Annotated in this window: 19 protein-coding genes and 1 pseudogene; 15 read left to right on the top strand and 5 right to left on the bottom strand. The window is 68.5% G+C overall.

Features of this window, described 5'->3' with window-relative positions:
- Positions 1-5: 5 nt before the first annotated feature.
- Positions 6-416: a hypothetical protein gene (locus tag BKA05_RS15105; RefSeq protein WP_179532165.1), complete on the bottom strand. Its 411-nt coding sequence runs from the start codon at positions 414-416 to the stop codon at positions 6-8.
- 126 nt (positions 417-542) lie between these two features.
- Here BKA05_RS15105 and BKA05_RS15100 point away from each other — a divergent pair, with 126 nt between their 5' ends.
- Complete coding sequence (locus BKA05_RS15100) at positions 543-737, top strand: TetR family transcriptional regulator (RefSeq protein WP_179532164.1); 195 nt, start codon at positions 543-545, stop codon at positions 735-737.
- Here the strand turns inward: BKA05_RS15100 and BKA05_RS20510 are convergent.
- Together BKA05_RS20510 and BKA05_RS15085 are read right to left on the bottom strand one after the other, a co-directional pair.
- Positions 705-3,213: pseudogene (locus BKA05_RS20510) on the bottom strand (cytochrome P450). The gene BKA05_RS15100 and the pseudogene BKA05_RS20510 overlap by 33 nt on opposite strands.
- Positions 3,214-3,285: 72 nt before the next feature.
- Positions 3,286-3,669, bottom strand: a complete 384-nt coding sequence (locus tag BKA05_RS15085) for a hypothetical protein (protein WP_179532162.1) — start codon at positions 3,667-3,669, stop codon at positions 3,286-3,288.
- A 108-nt stretch (positions 3,670-3,777) separates the two neighbouring features.
- Between BKA05_RS15085 and BKA05_RS15080 the strand changes: the two genes are divergently transcribed.
- From BKA05_RS15080 to BKA05_RS15070, 3 genes are all read left to right on the top strand, one after another.
- On the top strand, positions 3,778-5,250 hold the full coding sequence (locus tag BKA05_RS15080; protein WP_343045698.1) for a flavin-containing monooxygenase: 1,473 nt from the start codon (positions 3,778-3,780) through the stop codon (positions 5,248-5,250).
- 44 nt (positions 5,251-5,294) lie between these two features.
- Positions 5,295-6,137, top strand: coding sequence for an SDR family NAD(P)-dependent oxidoreductase (locus tag BKA05_RS15075; RefSeq protein WP_179532160.1), 843 nt, complete (start codon positions 5,295-5,297; stop codon positions 6,135-6,137).
- A 147-nt stretch (positions 6,138-6,284) separates the two neighbouring features.
- Entirely contained in the window at positions 6,285-7,070 is a 786-nt protein-coding gene (locus tag BKA05_RS15070; protein WP_179532159.1) for a MerR family transcriptional regulator, read from the top strand.
- A gap of 143 nt (positions 7,071-7,213) precedes the next feature.
- Here BKA05_RS15070 and BKA05_RS15065 read toward each other — a convergent pair whose 3' ends face one another.
- Positions 7,214-8,803, bottom strand: a complete 1,590-nt coding sequence (locus BKA05_RS15065) for an FAD-dependent oxidoreductase (protein ID WP_179532158.1) — start codon at positions 8,801-8,803, stop codon at positions 7,214-7,216.
- Positions 8,804-8,807: 4 nt separating this feature from the next.
- Positions 8,808-9,806: an AurF N-oxygenase family protein gene (locus BKA05_RS15060; RefSeq protein WP_179532157.1), complete on the bottom strand. Its 999-nt coding sequence runs from the start codon at positions 9,804-9,806 to the stop codon at positions 8,808-8,810.
- Between the two features lie 259 nt (positions 9,807-10,065).
- Between BKA05_RS15060 and BKA05_RS15055 the strand changes: the two genes are divergently transcribed.
- From BKA05_RS15055 to BKA05_RS15005, 11 genes are all read left to right on the top strand, one after another.
- On the top strand, positions 10,066-11,109 hold the full coding sequence (locus tag BKA05_RS15055) for an alpha/beta fold hydrolase (RefSeq protein WP_179532156.1): 1,044 nt from the start codon (positions 10,066-10,068) through the stop codon (positions 11,107-11,109).
- Between the two features lie 129 nt (positions 11,110-11,238).
- Complete coding sequence (locus BKA05_RS15050; protein ID WP_425489724.1) at positions 11,239-12,012, top strand: MlaE family ABC transporter permease; 774 nt, start codon at positions 11,239-11,241, stop codon at positions 12,010-12,012.
- Positions 12,013-12,015: 3 nt separating this feature from the next.
- Positions 12,016-12,870 (top strand): MlaE family ABC transporter permease, encoded by an 855-nt coding sequence (locus tag BKA05_RS15045; RefSeq protein ID WP_179532155.1) that lies wholly within the window; start codon positions 12,016-12,018, stop codon positions 12,868-12,870.
- On the top strand, positions 12,867-14,243 hold the full coding sequence (locus BKA05_RS15040; protein ID WP_179532154.1) for an MCE family protein: 1,377 nt from the start codon (positions 12,867-12,869) through the stop codon (positions 14,241-14,243). Before BKA05_RS15045 ends, BKA05_RS15040 begins: the two co-directional genes overlap by 4 nt.
- Positions 14,240-15,280 carry an MCE family protein gene (locus tag BKA05_RS15035; protein ID WP_179532153.1) on the top strand — a complete coding sequence of 347 codons (1,041 nt, stop codon included), beginning with the start codon at positions 14,240-14,242 and terminating at the stop codon, positions 15,278-15,280. The genes BKA05_RS15040 and BKA05_RS15035 overlap by 4 nt, the downstream gene beginning before the upstream one ends.
- A complete protein-coding gene (locus BKA05_RS15030) occupies positions 15,277-16,254 on the top strand; it encodes an MCE family protein (protein WP_246290354.1) in 978 nt (325 codons plus the stop codon). The genes BKA05_RS15035 and BKA05_RS15030 overlap by 4 nt, the downstream gene beginning before the upstream one ends.
- Before the next feature lie 2 nt (positions 16,255-16,256).
- Positions 16,257-17,405 (top strand): MCE family protein, encoded by a 1,149-nt coding sequence (locus tag BKA05_RS15025; protein ID WP_246290353.1) that lies wholly within the window; start codon positions 16,257-16,259, stop codon positions 17,403-17,405.
- The gene (locus BKA05_RS15020; protein WP_179532150.1) at positions 17,402-18,568 is read left to right on the top strand and encodes an MCE family protein; all 1,167 of its coding nucleotides are present in this window, start codon (positions 17,402-17,404) and stop codon (positions 18,566-18,568) included. The genes BKA05_RS15025 and BKA05_RS15020 overlap by 4 nt, the downstream gene beginning before the upstream one ends.
- Complete coding sequence (locus tag BKA05_RS15015) at positions 18,565-19,968, top strand: MCE family protein (RefSeq protein ID WP_179532149.1); 1,404 nt, start codon at positions 18,565-18,567, stop codon at positions 19,966-19,968. Before BKA05_RS15020 ends, BKA05_RS15015 begins: the two co-directional genes overlap by 4 nt.
- A gap of 62 nt (positions 19,969-20,030) precedes the next feature.
- Positions 20,031-20,462 carry a hypothetical protein gene (locus BKA05_RS15010; protein WP_179532148.1) on the top strand — a complete coding sequence of 144 codons (432 nt, stop codon included), beginning with the start codon at positions 20,031-20,033 and terminating at the stop codon, positions 20,460-20,462.
- A 95-nt stretch (positions 20,463-20,557) separates the two neighbouring features.
- Positions 20,558-21,010, top strand: a complete 453-nt coding sequence (locus BKA05_RS15005) for a hypothetical protein (protein ID WP_179532147.1) — start codon at positions 20,558-20,560, stop codon at positions 21,008-21,010.
- The last annotated feature ends 5 nt before the right edge of the window (positions 21,011-21,015 follow it).

Genomic DNA, 21,015 nt, shown 5'->3' with positions numbered 1-21,015 from the left:
CCGGGTCAGCGGAGCTCGCGGTCGCGGACGCAGTCGGAGCTGTCCGGGTCCCCCGACAGGCAGTCGCGGGGCAGGCTGACGTGCAGCACCCCGATGAGCGCGGTCGGGCCCACGAGGAGCAGGACCACCAGCCCGGTCCCGACGAGCCGGCGTCGGGGCGGGCGGACCAGCAGCGCGACGGCCAGGGCGAGGGCGAGCAGCACCCCGGCGTACCAGGCCCAGACGAGGGGCGGGTCGGCCGGGCCGCACATGAGCAGGGAGTACGGCGAGCCGGGCGCGGCCATCGGGCCCTCGTCCTCCCACTGCGGGCACGTGTCGTCGCGGGCGAAGAGCTGGAGGTCGGCGAGGAAGGCCGCGACGCAGCCGAGGAGGAGCGCGACGACGGTCAGGGCGCGCGGGAGGGTCCGAGACGGCATCGCGCCACCGTAGTGGAGGTCGACCGCACCGCTGGTCGTCTCCCCAGGGCCGCGGGCGCCTGAGTCTCGGCGCTGGGTTGTCGCCGGCGGCGACAGATCGGGCGCGGCTGTCGGTGGCCTGGGCCCGTGAGCGTGCCTGCCTTCTATGCCGAGCTGCGCGAGCTGCGGCTCGAGCGACTGCTCGACGCCTCGGTGGAGATCGTGGCCGAGGTCGGGTGGGACGCGCTGAGCATGACCGAGGTCTCGAAGCGGTCCGGGGTGCCGGGGCAGAGCATCTACAAGGAGGCCTCAGAGGTCGAGGACCAGCCGCGGGGACAGTGAACGCGAGACGCAGGTCATCATGGTCTTGCCGCAGGCCCGCTCCGCGCTGTTGAGCACCGCGTCGCGGTGGTCCGGGGTGCCCTCGACGACGTCGGCCTCGCAGGTGCCGCAGATGCCCTCCAGGCACGAGCCCAGCACGTCGACACCGGCCTCCTGGATCACCTCGAACACCGAGCGGTCCTCGGTGACGGTCACGGTGACGCCCGACTGCACGCACTCGACCTCGAAGGTGTCCAGCGCGTCGTCCGGGGCCTCGACCGTGGTCGCCTCGAACCGCTCGAGGTGCAGGGCGCCCTCGGGCCACGAGGCGCACCGCGACTCCACGGCGTCCAGCAACGGACCCGGGCCGCAGCAGTAGACCAGGGTGTCCTCGCGCGGGGTGCCGAGCACCGCGTCGAGGTCGAGCAGCCCGTGCTCGTCCTGCGGCCAGATGGTCACGCGCTCGTCGCCCTCGAGTTCCTCGAGGTAGGCCATCGAGGCGCGGGAGCGGCCGCCGTACAGCAGCTGCCAGTCCGCGCCGCTGGCCCGCGCCGCCCGCACCATCGCCAGGATCGGGGTGATGCCGATGCCGCCGGCGATGAACTGGTAGCGCGGAGCCTCCTCCAGGGCGAAGTGGTTGCGCGGCCCGCGCACCTGCAGGGTCGTGCCCTCGGTGAGCGTGTCGTGGACGAAGCTGGAGCCGCCGCGCCCATCGCGCTCGAGCAGTACCGCGACCGTCCACTCCCCGGGCTGGGCGGGGTCGCCGCACAGGGAGTACTGCCGGGTCAGCCCGTCGTCGAGCAGCAGGTCGACGTGGGCGCCGGGCTGCCACGCGGGGAGGGCCTCGCCGTCGGGGGCGGTGAGGGTCAGCTCGACCACGCCCTCGGCGGGGGTACGCCGCCGGGCGACCGTCACGTCGTGCAGCTCGGTGCCGGGGCGGGGCGTCTTGGCGCGCGGCGCCGGCTCCTCGGCGGGCGGGGTCTCGTGGCTCGCTTCGCTCGCACCGCGACCGGCGGGGGAGTCTTCGGCAGACCGGCGGTCGAGTCACATCTGGCGGTAGGGGCCCGGCTCGGGGCGCTCGTGGCCGTGGGGGGTGACCCGGACCATCATCGAGCTGTAGCCGCGCACGAAGTTCGACTGCACCCGCTCGGGCTCGGCCAGCACCTCGATGTCCTCGAAGCGCGCCAGCAGCTCCTCCCACAGGATGCGCAGCTGCAGCTCGGCGAGCCGGCTGCCCATGCAGCGGTGGGTGCCGATGCCGAAGGCGAGGTGGTGGCGGGCGTTGCGCCGGTCGATCACGAACGCGTCGGGGTCCTCGAAGCGGCGCTCGTCGCGGTTGGCGGCGGCGTACCACATCACGACCTTGTCGCCCTTGCGGATGAACTGGCCGTTCAGGACGGTGTCCTTCGCAGCGACGCGGCGCATGTAGGCCAGCGGGGTCTGCCAGCGCAGGACCTCGTGGATCATCTTCGGCACCAGCGAGGGCTCGGCGCGCAGCCGGTCGAACTGGTCGGGGAACTGGTTCAGCGCCAGCACGCCGCCGGACATGGAGTTGCGGGTGGTGTCGTTGCCGCCGACGACCAGGAGGGTCAGGTCGCCGAGGAACTCCATCGGCCGCTCGATGATGTCCTTGGAGTCCTCGGAGAGCTGCATGAGGGTGATCAGGTCGTAGCCCGGCTCCTCGCCCGCCGCGAGCCGCGCCGCCTTGTCGTGCCACAGTTCACTGAAGGCGCGCGCCACCTCGGCGGCCGCACGGTAGGTCTCGTCGATGTCCGGGGTACCGCCCGTGGCGCCGGCGCTGCCGGCCATCAGGTCGGTCCACTCCGCGAGCTTGCGGCGCTGGTCGTAGGGGAAGTCGAGCAGGGTGGCGAGCATGCGGGAGGTCAGCTCGATGCTGACCTGGCTGACCCAGTCGAAGGGCTCGCCGACGGGCAGGGAGTCGAGGACCTCCGCGACGCGGGCGCGGATGAGGGTCTCCATCTCCTCGAGGTTCTTCGGCGCCACCACGTCCTGGACCGCGGCGCGGCGCTCGTCGTGCCGCGGCGGATCGAGGGCGATGAACATCTCGATGTCCAGCCCCTCCGGCGGGGAGCCGAGCACGATCTGCGGCTCGGCGGAGAAGGTCTCGAAGTCCTTGTCGACGGTGACGATGTCGTCGTACCTCGTCACCGACCAGAACGGCCCGAACGGGCTCTCGGCGCGGAAGTGCACCGGGGCCTCGTCGCGCAGCCGGCGGAAGTAGGACTCCCACTTGCCCTGGCGCCACAGGAACGGGTTGCTCGTGTCGATCTCGGTCAGGTCGAGGTCCTCGACCTCGGGCAGCGGCGCCTCGGTGAAGCGCGGCTGGTCGTCACCGACCACCAGCCGCTTGGTGCGCTGGTAGAGGTGCAGCCCCTGGATCTGGCGCTGCATGGGGACCGTGACCTGGGCCTGTCGGACGGGCCTGGTCGACGGCCGGCCTGAGGACGGAATCCACGACTGTGTCGAGGATGCGCACGACGACCACCTACACGGGTTGAGGGAGCGAGTACGACGAAAGTAGAACAGACGTCCTCACTGACGAGAATCCCTAGCAGGTTGTCGCGGAGATGGCGCACGTCACCCCGCGGACGCGTCTCCTCGTGCCCGGCGCCCAGGCGAGGGCGGTGACCAGGTCGCGGGCCTGCTGGGCGCCGGGGGCGTAGCCGGGGGAGTAGGCGCAGCCGCGGTCGGTCAGGTCGCCGGAGCGCCGGTGCAGCTCCGCGGCGCACTCCTCCGGGGTGCCGCGCACCGCGAGGGTCTCGAGCATCCGCTCGTCGACCTTGGCGATCATCTCCATGATCGCGCCGGCCTTGGACGGCGCGTTGAGCTCGGGCTGGAGGTCGCCCCAGTCCTCGACGTCGAGGACGGGCCGGCGCGACGCCGAACGGACGGCGACCGGCGCGTCCAAGCGGTCGACGCCGATGACCGACACCCCAGTAGATACCCCCGAATCATGTGACGTTGTTTTGTGGTACGTTGTCTCGCGTCATAAGTCGAGGACGGAGATCAGATGCCTACCGAACTGCCCCCGCGCAGCCGTGTGACCATCATCGGCAGCGGCTTCGCCGGCTTGGCCACCGCCGTGCGCCTGAAGCAGGAGGGCCGACACGACTTCATCGTGCTGGAGAAGTCGCACGACGTGGGAGGTACGTGGCGCGACAACGACTACCCGGGCTGTGCCTGCGACGTCCCCTCGAACCTGTACTCCTTCTCGTTCGCTCCCAACCCGCGGTGGAGCCGAGCCTTCTCGCAGCAAGCCGAGCTGCACCGCTACCTGCGTGACACCGCTGTGCGGTTCGGCGTGATGCCCCACATCGTGTTCGACGCGGAGGTCCTCGGGGCGACGTGGATGGAAGACGACCAGGAGTGGGAGATCGAGACGCGCGCCGGAACTGTCCGGAGCCAGTTCCTGATCTCGGGTGCCGGGCCTCTCAGCGAGCCGTCCTACCCGGACGTTCCCGGGATTGAGGACTTCCAGGGCACGATGTTCCACAGCGCCCAGTGGAACCACGACCACGACCTGAGCGGCGAGCGCGTGGCGGTCTTGGGCACGGGGGCCTCCGCGGTGCAGTTCGTCCCGCACGTGGCGGAAGCGGCCCGTGAGCTCACCGTCTTCCAACGTACGCCGCCGTGGATCCTCCCGCGTCCGGACCGGAACGTCCCGGAGCTCCAGAAGCGGCTGTACAACACGGTGCCTGCCTTGCAGAAGGCAGTGCGGATCGCGGTCTACTGGCGGCAGGAGGCCATGCTGCCGGGGCTCGTTCACCGGCCTGGACTGCTACGAGCGGTCGAGAAGCTGGCCCTTGCCCACATGCACTGGAAGGTCAAGGACCCCGAGCTCCGCCGCAAGCTGACACCGGACTACAAGATCGGCTGCAAGCGGATCCTGATCGCGAACGACTACTACCCGGCGCTCACCCGGCCCAACGTCTCGGTGGTCACCGAGTCCGTCGAGCGGATCAACCCCCACAGCATCACCACCCGGGACGGTCGAGAGCACGCCATCGACACCCTCATCTTCGGGACCGGCTTCCACGTCACCGACACCTCGATCTCCGATCGGATTCGCGGTCGAGCAGGGGAGACGCTGTCCGAACGGTGGAAGGGAAGCCCTCAGGCCTATCTGGGGACCTCGGTGAGCGGCTTTCCGAACTTCTTCCTCCTGGTCGGACCGAACACGGGACCGGGTCACACGTCGGTGGTCTTCTACATCGAGTCCCAGGTCGCGTTCGTTCTCGATGCGCTGCGGACCGTCGATCGATCCCGCCTCTCGAGCATCGACGTACGTCGAGAGGTCGAGGACGACTTCAATCGCGAGATCGAGGAGCGGATGGAGGGCACGGTGTGGACGACCGGTGGATGCGGGTCGTGGTACCTCGACGCGAACGGCAAGAACTCCACCCTGTGGCCGGGCTTCAGCTTCGAGCTGCGCTGGCGGACACGCAAGTTCGATGTTGCTGCCTACACCACCCAGTCCGAGTCGTCCGCCACGGCAGTGGCGCGCGCCTCCTGACACCTCTGGCGCTGGGCTCGCCAGCGCGCAGAAAGGACGTTGTGATGAGGACTTTCGATGGCAAGGTGGCGGCAATCACGGGCGCCGCGTCGGGGATCGGCCGTGCACTGGCCGTCGACCTGTCCCGACGGGGTTGCGCCCTGGCGTTGTCCGACGTCGACGCGGCGGGGCTTGCGCAGACCCAAGCGCTGTGTCGCGACGGCGCGGCGGAGGGTACGGCTCTGGTGACCAGCGATGTCGTGGACGTGGCGAACCGAGCAGAGATGTCGGCCTGGGCCGAGTCCGTCGTGGGAGCGCACGGCAAGGCCAACCTGATCTTCAACAACGCCGGAGTCGCTCTGGGCTCGACGGTGGAAGCCATGACGTGGGAGGACATGGACTGGTTGATGGGGATCAACTTCTGGGGCGTCGTCCACGGGACCAAGGCGTTCCTGCCCCACTTGATCAGGTCGGGCGAGGGGCACGTCGTGAACGTCTCCAGCGTCTTCGGGTTGATCTCGGTGCCGACGCAGTCCGCCTACAACGCCGCCAAGTTCGGCGTCCGAGGCTTCACCGACGCGTTGTACATGGAACTGAAGGTCGCGCGGCATCCCGTATCGGCGACCACGGTCCATCCTGGCGGCATCAAGACGAACATCGTCAAGAATGCGCGCCTCCACGAGTCGTTGGGTGCCGCGGCTGACCTGGAGTCGACGCACGGGAGATTCCAGACCATCTCCTTGACCTCGCCCGAGAAGGCGGCGAGCGCCATCCTCACGGCTGTCCGACGCGATCGCCGCAGGGTCACCGTCGGCCCCGACGCCAAGGTGATCGATCTGTTGTCGCGGCTGCCCGCACCGCTGTACCAGCAAGCCCTCGTGCTCGGAGCACGGCGCGAGCTGACATGATCGCGAGGAGCCGCGTGTCGGGTTCGCGACGACCACGGTGCCGTGCTCGACAGTCAGCCTCGGCGCTCAGTCTGCTGGTGAGTCGTCGTCCCTCGCTGCCAGGCCCGCGGCGGGCCGGACATCTCCGCCTTCCCTACAATGGCTGACGTGAAGAGTGGCAGCAACGACCTGATGACCATCGACGCATTGGCGCTTGCATCGGGCATGACGGTACGCACTCTCCGATCGCACGCCTCCCGGGGCTTGTTGCCCTCGCCGATCATGCAAGGCCGCGTCGGTTACTACAACGGGTCACATCTGGCACGGTTGACCTTCATCAAGGAGATGCAGTCCGCTGGCTTCAGCCTGTCCAGCATCGAGCAGATCCTCGCCGGAGTTCCGGATGATGCCGGCGAGGCCATGTTGCACATCATCCGCGGGCTGTTGGCTCCCTGGGATGCCGAGCCCACCACCACCTACACCCCAGAACAGATCCTGAGCCTCTTCGGAGCCAGCGCCACGCTGGAGTCGTTGACCGAGTTCGGGGACCTGGTCGGGGCGGAGTTCGATCCCGACGGGAACGTCACGGTCACGGCCCCGGGGCTGCTGACGGCCGCAGCCGAGGCAGTGAAAGTGGGCCTGACGCCTCAGGGGGTCGCCGCAGCCGGCGAAGTCGTCGTCAACTCAGCGCGCGAGGTCGCGGCATGCTTCGTCCAGCTGTTCCGCGACAGCGTCTGGAGCCAGTTCGTCGAGGCTGGCATGCCCGAGGAGGACTGGAATCGGATCACCGGGATCCACGCGCGGCTGCAGCCGCTGGCCGTCCAGGCCTTCCTCAGCGCCTTCCAGGGTGCGATGACCCAGGAGGTCAGCTCGGCGCTCAGCGAGGAGCTGGGGTCGGGTGCCCACGATGTGGTGCAGCGGCTGCTGAGGGCCGATCTCGGTGCCCGCAACTAGCAGATCCGGGGTTCCGGGTCCCGGTCGGTGGCACCGACTGTGGACGGGGGAAGCCCCTCGCTCTGTCGCCTATGACTGACCACGACAGGGACGGGGACGACGGGCGCGCTGCCGAAGCGTGCCCGTCGTCCGCGCGATCCCGCTCAGATCGCGCTCGTCAGCTTCACACGCGGCCGCCCTGCTGACAGGCCGTGTGCGATCTCTGCGTCGTCGATGCGACGCCATGCCGGAAGATCCACGGAGTCGGGATGCCACTGGCGGAGCAGCTGACCCAAGTCCCCTGCAGGCGACACGGGTTCGAGAACGCCTGACGTCGCATCCTCGAGCACGCTGTTGACCGTCTCGCGCGCACACGTCTTGTTGGTGCCGATGAACCCGCGAGGTCCGCGCTTGATCCATCCGACGACGTAGGCCCCTGGCAGACCCTCGACCCGGCCGCGCACATGCGGCACGACGCCTCGGTCCGGGTCGAAGGGGAGACTCGCGATCGGCGAGCCCTGGTAACCGATGGACGAGAGGACCAGACCGGCGGGCAGGTGATCGGATGTGCCACCGGGCGGTGATCCGGGGCCGGCGCTGCGGATCTCGACCTCCTCCACCTGGTCTTGGCCGACGAACCGGTGCGGCGAGGACCAGAACTGAAGCACGATCCGCCTGGAGCTCGGCGCGGCCTGATGTTCGGTCGGCAGGCTCCGCAGCAGGTCAAGCTTGTGGCGAAGCTGCACGTCGGCCCACTCCGGGGCAGGCGGGATATCGCCTGCGACGACGACCTCGAGATCGCGTCGAGCCATGAGGCCCACCAACTCGGGCAGCGTGAACGCCGCGTGCTCCGGCCCTCTGCGCCCCAGCACCACGACCTCTTCGACCTTGCTCTGGCGAAGGGCGGCCAAGGCATGGTCAGCGATGTCGGTGCGGGCCAACGCGTCCGGATCGGTCGTGAGGATGCGCGCCGCATCGATCGCGACGTTGCCGTTGCCGACGATCACCACCCGGCGATGGCTCAGATCGACGTGGGCATCGCCATGGTCAGGGTGGCCGTTGTACCAGGCGACGAAGCGAGTCGCGCTGCTCACGCCCGGGAGATCGGCACCGGGTACCTGCAGGACACGGTCCTGCGACGCCCCGGTGGCGTAGATGACCGCGGAGTAGCGCGCCGCCAACTCCTCGTGGTGCACCGAGGTGCCCACGTCCACGCCCAAGGCGTAGTGAAACCCCGGCAGGTCCTCGATGTCGCGGAAGAGCTTGTCGACCGCCTTGGTCATCTGGTGATCCGGCGCCACCCCCGATCTGACCAGTCCGTAGGGGACGCTCAGACGGTCGTAGACGGCGACCTCCACCCCGTCCTGCTTGAGCAGCTCGTCCGCAGCGTAGAGACCTGCGGGGCCAGAGCCCACGATGGCCACACGCAACGGCTTGTTCGGGGGGTTCAGCCGGATCAATGTGGGGACGATGGCTTGGACTCGCCGCTGGGTGGCCGGATGCACCTCGTGGAAGAGGCGGTTGATCTCCACGAAGGGCAACTGGTCGACCGGGAGCCTGGTGTCGCGAGTGATCGCTCCGACCGGGCACGCCGCGACGCACGCGCCGCAGTCCACACAGGTCTTGGGGTCGATGTACAGCATCTCGGCCGACTCGAACAGCTCGTCATCCGGGTTCGGCTGGATGGCGTTGACCGGGCAGGCGAAGACGCAAGCGGCATCTCCACAGCACGCCTGGGTGATGACGTGGGTCACCGGCTCACGCCGCTCGGCGGAAGACGACCGCAGGCTCGCTGCGGAAACGTGACGGCCGGCCATCGATCTTGCACCAGCGCCACAACCGGCGAGACACCGGCGTCATGAGGCCACTGTCCTCGGCCAGCATCCGCACGTCGGCGAAGAGGTCGCGCAGTCGCTCCCGGGACTCCGGCGCCTGCCAGTACAGCTCCTTCATCACGTGGTCGGGGATGTCGAAGCGATCCCGGAAAGCCTTGGGCGGGACGAGGATGGCGTCGCCGAGGAACCGCATGATGAGCGGCAGAAGGGCCGCCGTGATGTGCCGCGCCTTCCGGCTGAGGTGGGGTGCACGAAGGCGCACGGCCTCGTGAGCGAAGGAGATGTGTCGGGCTTCCTCAGCGATATGGATCTCCATGACGCGTGACAGGACGGGCGGGAGCTCGGCGCCAGCCCTGAAGATCGACTTCTGCGTGTGGTCGATCGGCTCCTCGCCGGCAAGCACACCCAAGAAGAAGACCACCGGATACCGCGTGACCAGCATCGGCAGGACCGGTGCCAGCTTCCGCAGGATCCACGGCATGCCGTCGACGTCGGCGCCGATGCGGTTGACGACCTCTTGGAACATCTGCGTGTGGTGGCACTCTTCGGTGGCCTCGTGCATCAGGTACCGGTACTCCACCGAGCCGTTGGGCAGTGCGAAGACGTACTGCATGATGGACCGGATGAGCACGTTCTCGAACTGAAGGCCGACCTTGAGGATGTTCGCCTGGCGCCAGAGTCCGATCTCGATCTGCCGCTCCAGCGGCTGCTTGAGGTACCACTCGTGGCCGCCGAGCGGGTCCACCGCGGCAGGCAGGACCCATCGCTCGTCGTCCTGCCTGACCTGGAAGTCCTCGTCGTCCCACGGGATGTCCGCGAAGGCATCGAAGTGGCGGTCCACCGACGCCTGGCTCAGCGTGCGCAGCACGTCCTCGTAGTTCTCCTGGGTGACCTCAGTACTGAGTGCCTCGTTGAGGCTCATGGGCGTGAGACCGCGCCCGCTCTCAGGTGACGAAGAGCCGGGGGCGTGGTTGGCCAACTCGCGAGTTGACATGGTCTTCCTCCTCTGGGGACAGGTCTATGACGTGTTCGAACGTACCGCTAAATACTGTCACGCACAATGCTGACTAGTTTGTGGAAGGTGATTGACGTCTCTCCAGGCGTGTGACACCTTTTGACGTCGCACTAGAAGTCGTCACGTTCTGACGGGCGCACGAGGTTGCAAGGAAGGGACGGCACACGTGAAGACGCAGGTGGCTCTCGCCGGCTTGGGGATCGCGGTGGCACATCGTGCGGCGCGCGGCAAGGTGCTCCGGGCCAGGACGCAGCCGGACAGGGATCTCGTGAGCAACGGCGCTGGTCGTCCTGTGAGGCAGTCCTTCGTCCACGCGCCCGACGGAGCGCGGCTGGCGGTCAACGAGTGGGGTGACCCTCACGCCCCCGTCACTGTCGTGCTGCTGCACGGGTGGACCCTGTCGTCGCGCCTGTGGTCACGACAGATCGCCGTGCTCAGTCAGCATGCACGTGTCGTCGCCTACGACCATCGCGGCCACGGCCGGTCGGACCGTGGCCTCGCGGAGAGTTGCACGCTCGACCAGCTCGGGGCGGATCTCGCCGCCGTCGTGGACACGGTGGCGCCGGAGGGGCGGCTGGTGCTCGCGGGTCACTCGATGGGGGGCATGACCCTCATGCACCTGGCTGAGCAACGGCCTGCTCTCGTGGTCGAACGCGTGGACGGTGTCGTGATCGTCAGCTCCAGCGCCGGGGAGTTGTCCAAGTCGGACTTCGGCCTCCCAGGCCCCTTGGGAGTCGGCGTACGCGTCCTGGGACCCAGTGTCATGGCGATGCTCGGTCGCCTCGAGTCCTGGGCAGAACGACACGACGCTCTCGCCCCAGAGCTGTGGCTCGCCATCCGAGCGCTGTGCTTCGGACGAGGAGCCCCTGCCCATCTCGTGGACGAGATGCTAGCGGTGGTCCAGGACGTTCCGCTCGGGGTCGTCTCGGCGTTCTACGCCGGGCTGGCGCTGCATGACGGCACTCCCGGTCTGCGCGCACTGATGGACACCCCCACCACGATCCTGGTCGGAACCGAGGACCGGCTGACGCCGGTGTCCCACAGCATGCGGATCGCGAGGGCACTGCCCCAGGCCGAGCTGACGACCTTCGAGGGCGCGGGGCACATGCTCACCCTGGAGCGAGCCGACGAGGTGGCCGACGCGATCTGTCGACACATCAGCCGCAGGCCGGCGGCGGACGAGGCCGGTGACCACCTTGTCGCGCGATGACGGCGAGCCGATGGACGCTCGCCGGTGGGGGACGGTCCCGCTGCTGGCGGGCCCCGTGGGGGGACCTGGCCTGGTCTCGCCGGCGATGACTGCCACGCTCCGTGGCGTCGAGCCGGCGCGGTGGGACCGGTGACGCACCTCGTGCTGGCGCCGCTCGCCGGCGCCGGAGGGCTGTTCGCCATGTTCGTGGACGTCGCCCGTGCCACCTTCCGACGCCCCTTCGCCGCACGGGAGTACGTCGACCAGACGTGGTTCGTGGCGCGAGTCACCACCCTGCCCACCGCCTTGGTGGCCATCCCCTTCGGTGCGGTCATCGCCCTGCAACTGGGCAGCCTCACCAGACAGCTGGGGGCGCAGTCCTACACCGGTGCAGCCTCCGCATTGGCCATCATCCGGGAGGCGGCGCCGATCGCCACCGCGCTCCTCGTCGCCGGTGCGGCCGGGACCGCGATCTGCTCCGACCTGGGAGCCCGAAGGGTCCGAGAGGAGATCGATGCCCTCGAAGTCCTCGGGATCGACCCCGTCCAACGCCTGGTGGTGCCCCGGGTGCTCGCGGCCATCACGGTGGCGGTGCTGCTCAACGGCTTCGTTGCCTTCGTCGGCATCGTGGGCGGGTACTTCTTCAGCGTGGGACTACAGGGCAGCAGCGCAGGCTCGTACTTCGCCGGATTCGCCACGCTGGCTCAGTCCAGCGACCTCTACGTCGGAGCTCTCAAGGCGGCGATCTTCGGCCTGATCGCGGGTGTGGTGGCTTCCTACAAGGGCCTCACCGCCAGTGGGGGGCCCCAGGGCGTCGGTGATGCGGTCAACGCCGCGGTGGTGCAGACCTTCCTGTTGCTGTTCTCCGTCAATTTCCTGATCACAGCCGTGTACACCGAGATCGTGCCCCCGAGAGGTCGATGACCCATGGTCAGCGCTGCTCCTGCTCGCTCGAGACCAGGCATCCCCCGAGTCGCACGCCGAGCGATCGGAGGACTGGACGAGCTGGGAAGACTGACATCCTTCACCTGGGCGGTCGTGCGTGCCATGCCCCTCTCCATCACGCGCTATCGCATGGAGACCCTCCGCCTGGTGGGAGACGTCGCACTGGGCAGAGGCGCTCTGGCGGCTCTGGGCGGGAGCGTGGGTGTCGTGGTGGCGATGTCCTTCTTCACCGGCATCGAGGTCGGTCTCCAAGGCTACGAGGGGCTGGACCAGATCGGAGCCTCCGCCCTGACGGGCTTCATCTCGGCCTACTTCAACACCCGGGAGATCTCGCCGCTGGTCGCCGGCGTCGCACTCTCGGCGACGGTGGGCTGCGGGTTCACCGCGCAGCTCGGAGCGATGAGGATCTCGGAGGAGATCGACGCTCTCGAGGTGATGGCAGTCTCCCCGATCCCGTTCCTCGTCGCCTCCCGCGTGTGGGCCGGGATGCTGGCGGTGGTCCCGCTGTACTTCGTTGGCCTCCTCGCGTCGTACCTGAGCACACGATCGGTGGTGACGCTGGTCTACGGCCAGTCCGAGGGAACCTATGACCACTACTTCCACCTGTTCCTCCCGCCCGAGGACATCGCCTGGTCGGTCTTTAAGGTCCTGGTCTTCGCGGTGATGGTCATCCTCGTGCACTGTTGGTACGGCTTCACCGCCTCAGGTGGACCTGCGGGCGTGGGGATGTCCGTGGGACGCTCGGTCCGCTTCGCCATCGTCGCCATCGTCGTGCTCGACTTCCTTCTCAGCATGGCCATCTGGGGATCGACGACCACCGTCAGGATCGCCGGATGAGCAACTCCCGAGGCTCGATCCGCTACCCGCTGCTCGGACTCCTGGCCCTGTCCATGGGGGTCGCCGGAGTCGGCCTGACGTTCGCCAGCTACCAGAAGGTCTTCGCCGACACCGTCATGGTGGAGGTCCGACTGGAGAGGGCCGAGGAGCAGCTGGACCGGCAGGCGGACGTCAAGGTCAACGGCGTTCGGGTGGGCGAGGTCAAGGAGCTGTCACCCACTGCGGAGGGTGATGTCCTGCTGTCCGTCGCCCTCGACCGGGAGCTCGCCGCGAAGGTGCCCGCCGACGTCACGGCCAGGCTGGTGCCCAAGACCCTGTTCGGTGAGAAGTACGTCGAGCTCGTGCCCCAGGGCGCCGACGACTCCATCCGCGCCGGCACGGTCATCGCCCAGGACACGACTCGTCGTTCGGTCCGCCTCCAAGAGGTGTTCGACTCCCTCGACCCGCTCCTGCGCACCGTCAGGCCGGCGGATCTCAACGCTGCGACGTCGAGCCTCGCCTTCGCCCTCGCCGGCAACGGAGCCGACCTGGGCCGGACCCTGGACTCGGTGGCCGCGTACGCCGGCAGCGCCCGCACGTTCCTTCCCGATCTCGAGGCGGATCTCACGCTGCTGGCGGACGTGGCGGCCGTCTACGCACGAGTGGCTCCGCGTCTGCTCGGCATCACCGGGGACGCGGTCACCACGATCAGCACCGTGCGGGACGAGATCGGCGATGTGGCGGCCTCGCTCCGCGGAACCAGCGACGTCTCCGGGCGGGTGCGGGTCCTGCTGGAGGAGAACGAGGAGACGCTGGTAGGTCTGATGGAGAGTCTTCGTCCGACGTTGGCGCTGCTGGAGGAGTACTCCCCGGAGTTCGACTGCGTCTTCAACGGCGCCAAGCTGGCCATCCAGCGCATCTACGACGTCTTCGGGGGTGACGACGGCCCGTTCGTCATCCGCGGACGGCTGCGTCTCGGCCAGACCCGCGGCGTGTATGCCCGAGGCTTCGCTCCCAACGAGCCCCTGCAGGCCAAGCTCCTGGAGGACCTCAAGGCCTTCGGGCCATCGTGTCCGGTCGTGACCGACGAGGCGATCGGGGGCACACCCAACGCGGACATCCCCGCGCCGGCGTTGGCGTTGATCGGTTCCTATCGCGGACTGCTCGGACTCCCCGCTACTCCGCTTGATACGGGGCAGCAGCAGGAGCAGGAGCAGGAGCAGGACGGCGAGCGCGATCCTCTCCCCGGCCTCGATCTTCCCGAAGGCCTCCTGGACAGCCTCGACCTCCCACTCCCCGAGAGCAGCGCAGAGACCAGCGACGGCCTGCTCTCGCCCTTCTTCGACATGGTGGCGAACGTCACCTCCGGCCTGCGGACGAAGGAGGACCAGTGAGACCCCGCTTCCGGAGACCGCCGGCATCGACCCTGGGACTGATCGGCTTCCTCGCCCTGACCTTGGGGACGACCGGCATCCTGTTCTCCACCATCGCCGGCACCAATCCGAGAGACCCAGTGCCCTACCGTGCCGTGTTCGCCGACGCCACCCGGGTGGTTCCCGGCGACGAGGTGAGGATGTCCGGCGTCCGGGTGGGCCGGGTCCTTGACGTGGCGCTCGACGTCGACCAACGTGCCGTGGTCGAGTTCACGGTCGACGAATCAGTGCAGTTGCCCCTGCAGACGCGCGCCGAGCTGCGCTATCGCGATCTGGTCGGAGCCCGATACCTGAGCCTGGTCGTCACGCCAGGCACCGCGGCGGACGACCTGCTGCAGCCGGGCGGGACCATCCCGCTGGGCAGGACGAAGGCGGCCCTCGACCTGACCGTCCTGCTCGACGGTTTCCGACCGATCTTCAACGTCCTCGACCCGGAGCAGGTGAACCAGTTGGCCCTCCAGGTGGTGCGCACGCTGCAGGGTGAGGGCGGAACCGTCGCGTCGCTGGTCGCCAACACGGCCACCCTGACCCAGGATCTCGCTGAGCGCGACGTGGTGATCGGCCGCGTGATCGACAACCTGAACGTGGTGCTGGACACCGTGGACGATCGCGGTGACGGCCTGCGGGCCCTGGTCGACCAGCTGGGCCGATTGTCCTCCGGCCTCGCAGAGGACCGCCTCGTGATCGCGGGGGCCCTCGACGGGATCGCGGACCTCAGCGCGTCCACTGCGGACCTGCTCCAAGAGGCACGTCCTCCACTCACTCGAGACATCGCGTCGCTGCGTGCGGCTGCATCGGCCTTCGCCGACACCAAGGACCAATTGCAGGAGCTGGTGGACCTGCTCCCGATCAAGCTCAACTCCTTCACCCGGGCCGCAAGCTACGGCGGCTACCTCAACTTCTTCGTCTGCCAACTGGACATCACCTTGACACTGCCGAACACGCCGTCCATCACGGCACCTGGACTCCGCAACAACGAAGCGCTGTGTCGGCCATGAGGAGAAGGAACCTGCCACTGTTCGGTCTGGTCGGCATCATGGCGCTTGCCCTCATGGTGGGTGCTGGTCTGTCGGCTGGCCGGATCAATGGTCTCTTCGGGAAGAGAGAGATCGTCGTGGAACTGGCTCATGCTGCCGGGCTGAAGACAGGCGACCCCGTCAGGATCTCCGGGGTGAAGGTTGGAACGGTCAAGGACCTCGCTCTCACCGACGAGGTGGTGGCCGTCTCGCTCGAGGTCGACGACGGCGTCGAGCTGGGCGGCGCCACCCGCGCTGCCCTGAAGGTCGAGACGCTGCTGGGCACCGAGTACATCGCCCTGACGTCCGCAGGAACCGGCGAGCTCGAGGGCGGCAAGGTGCCGATCGAGCGCACCGAGGTGCCCTTCGACCTCCAAGCCGTTCTCGGTGGACTCACCCGGCGCGTGCAGGACATCGACACTGATGTCCTTGCAACCTCGTTCCGTGCCGTCACCGAGGTGCTGAATGGCGCCTCGCCCCAGACCCGGCAGGCGCTCGACGGTGTGGCGTCGTTGTCGCGCGTGGTCTCACGGCGCGATCAGGAGCTGCAGAACCTCGTACGCAAGTCTGCTTCCGTCACCCGGATCTTGGCGGATCGCTCGCAGACCATCAGCGCCTTGGTCCGCGACGCCGGCGCCTTCTTGTCGGTCTTGGAGCAGCGACGCCTGGCCATCGAGCGACTCCTCGACGCCACGCAGCGCCTGGCCCAGGAGATCACAGCCACCGTGAGGGCCACCCGTGAAGACCTCGGCCCTGCGCTGAAGGAGCTGCAGACCACGGTTGCGACGCTGCGCCGCAACAAGGGCGACCTGGAGGAGAGCGTGCGCTTGTACGCCCCGCTGTTGCGCTACTACACGACCGTGCTGGGCAACGGTCGCTGGTTCGACGCCGCCCTCTTCGGCCTGACCCCCCAGGTCTTCCCCGACCCCCCCCAGCAGGATGGAGCCGACCGGTGAGCATGGAGGAGCGGTGGGCGCGAGGCCGCAGGATCGCCGTGTTGCTGGTCGTGGGTGTCCTCGCGACCGCCGGAGCTGTGGCAGCCGCCCCCGCCGTGACCGGCAGCGGCGCCGAGTACCGAGCCGTCTTCCCACGGACCGTCGGCCTGTACGTGGGCAGCCAGGTGAGTGTGCTGGGGGTCAAGGTCGGCGAGATCACCGACCTCGAGCCCCAAGGGACCGCGGTCCAGGTGAGCTTCACCGTCGACGACGACCTGCGTATCCCAGCCCAGGCCCGGGCGGTCGTGGTCGCCCCCACGCTGGTCAGCGACCGTCGGCTGGAGCTGACGCCCGTCTACAGCGGTGGCCCGGCGCTCGAGCCGGACAGCGAGATCCCCTTGGAACGCACTGCTGTCCCGGTGGAGGTCGACGAGGTCCTGGAAGAGGTGCAGGACCTGTCCACAGCACTCGGCCCGCGTGGGGCGAACCGGGACGGAGCCCTCAACGATCTCCTCCAGGCGGGTTCACGGACCTTGAAGGGCAACGGTTCGCGGCTCAACGACACCGTGACCGAGTTCAGCCGCGCCGTCGCGACTGCCTCGGGGACCGGCAATGACCTCGCCTCGACCCTGACCAATCTTGCTCAACTGACCCGGGCGTTGGCAGCCAGTGATGCCCCGGTGCGCCGACTGGCCTCCACGCTGGAGGCAGTCTCCGGCAGCCTGGCGTCGCAACGTGACGCTCTGGTCGGAACGGTGGATGGACTTGCCGTCGCGATGCAGGAGGTCCGCTCGCTCGTGAGGGACAGCGGTCCGGCGCTGACGCGCAACATGGCTGGTCTCCTGGATGTCACCCGCACCATCCTCAAGGAGGAGCAGGCCCTGCGCGAGACACTCAACCTCGCGCCGGTGACGCTGCAGAACTTCATCGGGACCTTCGACCCGCAGACGTCCGCGCTCACCGCGCGCATCGCCGTCAACGGCACCCTGACGACGGACCCGAGCCTGGTGCTCTGCCAGCTCATCTCCAGCAACGGCCTGGGTCGGCTGTGCCCCATCGTCAACACGCTCGTCGATCCGGTGGAACCGTTGCTCCAGGGGCTGCCCCAGCCCCTCGGTGAGGGCGCCGAGCTCGGTGACGGAGTCGTCGAAGGCTCGGGAGGACGACGATGAGACGATGGCTGATGGTCGCCGTCGTGGCCGCGCTGACCACCAGCGGATGCTCACGGGCCCCCCAGCTCCAGGACGTGGGGCTACCGGGGTCGCGGGTCCAGGACGGCTACGAGATCTCCGCGGTCTTCGACGACGTCCTGGACCTGGTCCCGCTGGCGACGGTGAAGCTCGACGGCGTCAAGGTGGGAGTGGTCAGCTCCGTCGAGCTCGCCGACGACTACGCGGCCCGAGCGGTCCTGACGATCGAACCGGCCGCGGAGATCCCTCGACAGGCCACGGCCAGCATCGAGCAGACCAGCCTGTTGGGCGAGAAGTACATCGAGCTCGAGAGTCCTGCAGCCGGACCGCCGGATGCGATGAGGGAGGGGGAGGTCATTCCTCTGTCCAGGACGGGCGCCGGAGTGGAGGTGGAGACACTCCTCAGCGGGGCATCGGCCCTGCTCAACGGCGGCGGGATCGGCCAGTTGGAGGTCGTGACCCGCGAGCTGAACCTGGCGCTGCAAGGCCGCGAGAAGACTGTGCGGACCGGGCTGCGCGACCTGGACGCCGTGGTGGCCACCCTCAACGGCCGTCGGGGCGACATCGTGCGCGCCATCGACGGCCTGGACCAGTTCAGCAGGACCGTGGCCGCTGACCGCGGGGTGGTCGAGAGCGCCCTCGATGAGCTGCCCTCGGGCATCGAGGCGCTGGCGGGACAGCGGCGCGCCCTGACCCAAGCCCTCGCCGAGCTCGACGGCCTCGGTCAGGTGGCGAGCCGGGTCATCGGGCGCACGAAGGCCGACACGGTGGCCAACCTGCGCCTGCTGGACCCGATCCTCACTGAGATCGCCAAGGCAGCACCGTCGTTCTTCGACACCCTGGACACGTTGTTGACCTACCCGTTCGCCCGCAACATCTACGGCGGGATCGCCGGGGACTACGTGCAACTGTCGGGCGAGCTGGAGATCGACCTCGCCGCGCTGCTGCGCGATGGCTTCGGGCCCGGACCAGCGCTGGGTGACCCTGAGCCACGCATCCAGTGCGGCCAGTTCGGCTCCAACTGTGTGCGGGGACCCCTCACTCCGGTACCCGAATCAGCGGGTCGCACGAAGCAGTCGAGTCCGCCTCCCGACGTCATGGGCGGGCGCGAGCTGCTCGAAGGGCTTGGAGGTCTGGGGCGATGAGCCATGGTCGTTACCGCCTGCGTCTCCTGGTGTTCCTGGTGATCGCCTCGCTCGGTACCACCATCGTGGGCGTCCAGTACGTCGGGCTGGATCGCTACCTGTGGAACCGTCCCATCCAGGTGCGGGCCACCACCGCCCACGCCGGAGGCATCTTCCCCAACGCGGAGGTGACCTACCGGGGCGTGGCGGTCGGCCGGGTGGACGCTGTGGAGCTGACCGACGACGGGGTCTCGATCGTCATGGCGCTCGAGCCGGACAGCGAGGTCCCCCGCGATGTGCGAGCCGTGGTGGAGAACCGCTCCGCGATCGGGGAGCAGTACGTCGACCTGCAGCCGAACCAGGTCGGCGAACCGTTCCTGGCCGACGGCGATGTCATCGAGCGTGGGGAGACCGACATCCCGCCGCGTCTCGACGGGGTCCTGCTCAGCGTGCAGGAGCTCGTCGAGTCGGTGGACAGGCGGGCGCTGCGGACGGTGGTGGCCGAGGTCGGCAAGGGTCTGGGCGGGCTCGGCCCAGAGCTCAGGACCATCGTGGAGGAGACCGACAACATCGTCGAAGACCTCACCATCGCGCTGCCTGACACGCGTGAGGTCCTCAGTAACGGCCGCACCGTCCTCGGCACCCAACGAGACACCTCACGCGCCCTCGAGGCGTGGGCCCGGGACCTGGAGCTGGTGACCGACGAGGTCGCAGCCGCCGATGACTCGGTCCGGTCACTCATCCGGGAGACGTCGGCCACCCTCCCCGACGTCATCGACCTGGTGAAGGACAACGACCAGCAGCTACCGTTGCTCATGCAGGACCTGCTGACTGTCGGCGACATCGTCGAGGCGCGCCTGGACGGCGTGCGGGTCTTCCTCGTCGCCTTTCCCCGGCTCGTCCAGAACACCTTCAACGTGGTGCAGGGCGACGGCTTCGTGCACTTCGACGTGGCCTTGGACTACTCCAGCGGCGTGTGCACCTCGGAGGGGTACTCCGGCACGGTCAAGTCCGTGCAGGCCGAGCCGGTCGAGCAGTTGGGCAACCCGGACAAGCGCGCGAACCTGAACGCCTACTGTGCCGAGCCGCCTGGCAGCAGCACCACGGTGCGTGGATCGCAGAACGTCCCGAAGCTCCCCGGCGACACCTACGACCCGGCAACCCAGAAGGTGGACAACCCACGCCTGGGCAAGCTCGGCCCCGACGACGTACCGACTCGGTCCTACGAGGACGGTGGCCGCTCGGAGAAGAGCACCTACGCCTCTCTCCCCGGGTCCGTGGTGCTCAACCAGCGGACGGGGGTCGTCAGCGGTCCCGACGGTCCCCTGCTCGTCCTGGGGAGGATGGATGCACCGGAGAGCCAGGCCGTCAGCTGGCAGGACCTGTTGGTCGGCTCCCTGTCCCGGCGGGGGTCCTCGTGAGGTCGCCCAGGCTGCGTGCTCGACCGCTGGTGGTCCTGGTGGTGCTGGTGGTGGGGTCCTGCATGGTCGTCGCAGCGTGGAGTGGCCTGAGCCTGCGTTCCTCCACCCACGACGCCGACGACCGTGACGCCGCGCTCGAGGCTGCCCGCAGGGCTGCCCAGACCTTCACCACGTACGACTACCGAGAGCTCGACGGCAGCTTCGACGCTCTGCTGGCCCTGGGAACCGAGAACTTCCGTTCGAGCTTCGGCGAAGCGGTGAAGCAGCTGCGACCCATCATCAGGCGTGAGAAGGCGCGGTCGTCCGGCGAGGTCGTGGCGACAGCGCTCGGCGACTCCACTGGTGACGACTCCGTGATGGTGCTGGTGGCGATGGACGTGAGGGTGGACAACCGTTCGGCACAGCAGGGTGAGGAACGCCGGTTCAGGCTGCGGCTCGCCTTGCAGCGCATCGAGGGCGAGTGGCTCCTGGACGAGATTGCGACGGTCACGTGAAGCGAGTGGCTCAGCACGACTCCGAGAAGGAGGTCCGCGACATGCCCGGCCCGGGGCCCAGACAGGCTCAGGTCCTGTCCACGTGGCGAGTGGTGGTGACACTCCTGCTGGCTCTGGCGTGCGTCGGCACCGGTCTCCTGGCGCGGACTGCCGTCGAGGCGTCCACGCGCGAGGACCGACGCCAGGACGCTCTGGAGGTCGCGGAGCAGGCTGCCGCGGCGATCTTGAGCTATGACCACGCCCGGCTGGACGAGGACGTCGAAGCAGCCCGGGCCTTTCTCACGCCGAGCTTCGCTCGGGAGTACGCCGAGTACACCGGGTCGACAGTCGAACCGAGGGCCAGGAGGTACCGCGCCGTGCTCACGACCGAGGTACTGGCCTCCGGGCTGGAGACGATCGAGGGCGAGGAGGCCACGGTCCTTCTCTATCTCAACCAGACGACTCGCAGCTCGCAGCTGGTGGCGCCCAGGCTGGACGTCAGCACGGTCGAGATCAGACTCGTCTGGACCGACGGACAGTGGCTCGTGGCAGGTGTGGAACCGATCTGAGCCAC

Source organism: Nocardioides marinus, assembly GCF_013408145.1.
Classification (GTDB): Bacteria; Actinomycetota; Actinomycetes; order Propionibacteriales; family Nocardioidaceae; genus Nocardioides; species Nocardioides marinus.
This window is presented reverse-complemented; position numbering and strand designations above follow the sequence as displayed.

Excerpts from the sequence above, each read along its gene's own strand:
- BKA05_RS15075 (WP_179532160.1), top strand. The coding sequence starts at position 5,295 with ATGAGGACTTTCGATGGCAAGGTGGCGGCAATCACGGGCGCCGCGTCG.
- BKA05_RS15105 (WP_179532165.1), bottom strand. The coding sequence starts at position 416 with ATGCCGTCTCGGACCCTCCCGCGCGCCCTGACCGTCGTCGCGCTCCTC.
- BKA05_RS15025 (WP_246290353.1), top strand. The coding sequence starts at position 16,257 with ATGGAGGAGCGGTGGGCGCGAGGCCGCAGGATCGCCGTGTTGCTGGTC.
- BKA05_RS15045 (WP_179532155.1), top strand. The coding sequence starts at position 12,016 with ATGGTCAGCGCTGCTCCTGCTCGCTCGAGACCAGGCATCCCCCGAGTC.
- BKA05_RS15040 (WP_179532154.1), top strand. The coding sequence starts at position 12,867 with ATGAGCAACTCCCGAGGCTCGATCCGCTACCCGCTGCTCGGACTCCTG.
- BKA05_RS15020 (WP_179532150.1), top strand. The coding sequence starts at position 17,402 with ATGAGACGATGGCTGATGGTCGCCGTCGTGGCCGCGCTGACCACCAGC.
- BKA05_RS15030 (WP_246290354.1), top strand. The coding sequence starts at position 15,277 with ATGAGGAGAAGGAACCTGCCACTGTTCGGTCTGGTCGGCATCATGGCG.
- BKA05_RS15010 (WP_179532148.1), top strand. The coding sequence starts at position 20,031 with ATGGTCGTCGCAGCGTGGAGTGGCCTGAGCCTGCGTTCCTCCACCCAC.
- BKA05_RS15015 (WP_179532149.1), top strand. The coding sequence starts at position 18,565 with ATGAGCCATGGTCGTTACCGCCTGCGTCTCCTGGTGTTCCTGGTGATC.
- BKA05_RS15060 (WP_179532157.1), bottom strand. The coding sequence starts at position 9,806 with ATGAGCCTCAACGAGGCACTCAGTACTGAGGTCACCCAGGAGAACTAC.